Annotated in this window: 2 protein-coding genes; both read right to left on the bottom strand. The window is 68.8% G+C overall.

The window, feature by feature from the left end:
• Window positions 1-923, bottom strand: a 923-nt coding sequence (locus tag AC27VN_RS39205) for a MurR/RpiR family transcriptional regulator (RefSeq protein WP_490880172.1), incomplete at its 3' end; no start/stop codon positions are given.
• 44 nt (window positions 924-967) lie between these two features.
• Window positions 968-2,263, bottom strand: coding sequence for an aspartate carbamoyltransferase (locus AC27VN_RS39200; RefSeq protein ID WP_490880171.1), 1,296 nt, complete (start codon window positions 2,261-2,263; stop codon window positions 968-970).
• Window positions 2,264-2,319: the final 56 nt, after the last annotated feature.

The following is a 2,319-nucleotide window of genomic DNA, read 5'->3' as shown; positions in this document are numbered from 1 at the left end:
TTGAGCGACAGCACGTCGAAGGTCTGGCGCAGCGTGCGCACCGAGGTGTCGTAGTCCGACAGCGCCAGGCAGGCGATCAGCACGTCGATGATCGCGAGCTGCGCGAGGCGGCTGGTCATGGCCTCGGTGCGGAAGTTGGTCTCGCGCGCCATGGTGAACAGCAGCACGTCCGAGAAGGCCTGGATCGGCGACTTGCCGAAGTTGGTGATGCACACGGTCGAGGCGCCGGCCTCCTTGGCCAGCCGCGTCGCGGTCACGGTCTCGTGCGTGCTGCCCGAGTGCGAGATGGTCAGCACCGCCACCCGCGAGTCGGTGAGCGAGGCGCTGATCGCCTGCACATGCGAATCGACCACCACCTTCGCGTTGAGGCCGATGCGCAGCATGCGGTAGTGCGCGTCCTCGGCGATGGTGGCCGAGCTGCCGATGCCGTAGATCTCGATGCGCTCGGCGTCGCGCAGCAGCTTCACCGCGCGTTCCATCGAACCGGCGTCGAGCGTGGCCTGCGTGTCGTGCAGGGTCTGCACGTTGCTCTGGAAGATCTTGCGGATCACCGCCTCGGCCGCGTCCTGCGGATCGAGGTCCTCGTGGATGAACTGCACCGGCCGCACGATCTCCTGTGCCAGCGCGATCTTGATCTGCTGGAAGCCGGTGGCGCCGAGGTTCTTGCACAGGCCGACGATGCTGCCCTCGCTCGAGCCGGTGCGCTCGGCCACCTCGCTGACCGACATGTGGACCACCTCGCGCGGGTTCTTCACGATGAAGTCGGCGATGCGCTGGCCCACCGGGCCGAGCGAGGACCAGAGGGTCTCGATGCGCGCGAGCACCGCGAACACCGGGGCGCCGCCGGAGGCCTCGGTGGCCGGGGCCTTGCCGTTCGCGGCGGGGGGAACGCTGGTGGACTTGGCGGTGGTGTTGCGCTTCATGGGCGGCGAGCTTACCCGCGCTCGATGGCGGTTTCGCGCCAGCCTCAGTCGAGGCCGTGGAAGCTGCTGTCGTCGGGGCCGATGTGCGAGGGCGGCGTCCAGGCCGCGTCGCGCATCGAGCGGCTCACGAGCCGGTCCACGCCCAGCAGCGTGGCGAAGATGGCCATGCGCACCGGGATGCCGTTGTCGGTCTGGCGGAAGATCGCCAGCCGCGGATCGTTGTCGAGATCCGTGCTCAGGTCGTGCGAGCCCGGGCGGCCGTCGCGCGGCAGCGGATGCATCAGCACCACGTCCTTCCTGCACGCCGCATCGACCAGCGCGCGGTCGATCGCGAAGGCCTGGTCGAAGCCCTCCAGCACCTCGTCGTGCGCGAAGCGCTCCTTCTGGATGCGCGTCGCGTAGACCACGTCGGCGCCGGCCAGCGCCTGCGCCGGCGCGGTGGCCGTCTCGACCACGTGGCCATTGCGGCTCACCAGCTCCACGATCTCCGCCGGCATCGCGAGCTGCGGCGGTGCGACCAGCGTGAACTTCAGGCCGCGGTACAGCGCGAGCAGCTTGATCAGCGAATGCACCGTGCGGCCGTACTTGAGGTCGCCGACCATCGCGACATGCGCGCCGTCGACCAGCTTGCCCAGGCGCGAGAACTCGCGCTGGATGGTGTAGAGGTCGAGCAGCGCCTGGCTCGGATGCTCGCCCGGCCCGTCGCCGCCGTTGATGACCGGCACGTTGGTGGCGCGCGCGAATTCGGCGACCGATCCCTGTTCGGGATGGCGCACCACGATCGCGTCGGCATAGCCGCTGATCACGCGGCTGGTGTCGCGGATCGATTCGCCCTTGGCCATCGAGGAGAAGGTGAATCCCGTCGTGTCGCAGACCGAGCCGCCGAGCCGGCAGAAGGCCGCGCCGAAGCTCACGCGCGTGCGCGTGCTGGCCTCGAAGAACAGGTTGGCCAGCACCGCGCCCTCGAGCACGCGGCTGACCTTGCGGCGGCGCGCGATCGGCTGCATCACGTCGGCGAGCCGGAACAGCTCGTCGATGGCCTCGCGGTCGAACTGGGCCACCGACAGCAGGTGCTGCGCGCCGTCGACATGGAGCGACCGGCGCAGCGTGCCATCCTGTGCGCTCTGCGTATATTCACCAGGACGCCCGCTGGAGGCCAGGATCTCGCTCACGAAGCGCCGCGCCACCTCGGGCATGGCCCGGAATTCGTTCGACTCGTCGGGCAGCAGCCAGGCGTCGAGCGCCCTGCGGCGGCTGCCGATGCGCTCGGCGAAGGCATCGCGCGTCATGTTGAGCTGACGCATCGCGTCGCGGAGAAGCACTTGCTGCGGCATGTTCATGGGCCGCAAGTTTATACGCAATGTGTATATTTCGAAAATCCAGCCCGGATCCTAGC

It is taken from the genome of Variovorax sp. 20P10.2.4, from assembly GCF_058244205.1.
This window is presented reverse-complemented; position numbering and strand designations above follow the sequence as displayed.

Coding starts and splice junctions, on each gene's coding strand:
- AC27VN_RS39200 (WP_490880171.1), bottom strand. CDS start 2,263: ATGAACATGCCGCAGCAAGTGCTTCTCCGCGACGCGATGCGTCAGCTC.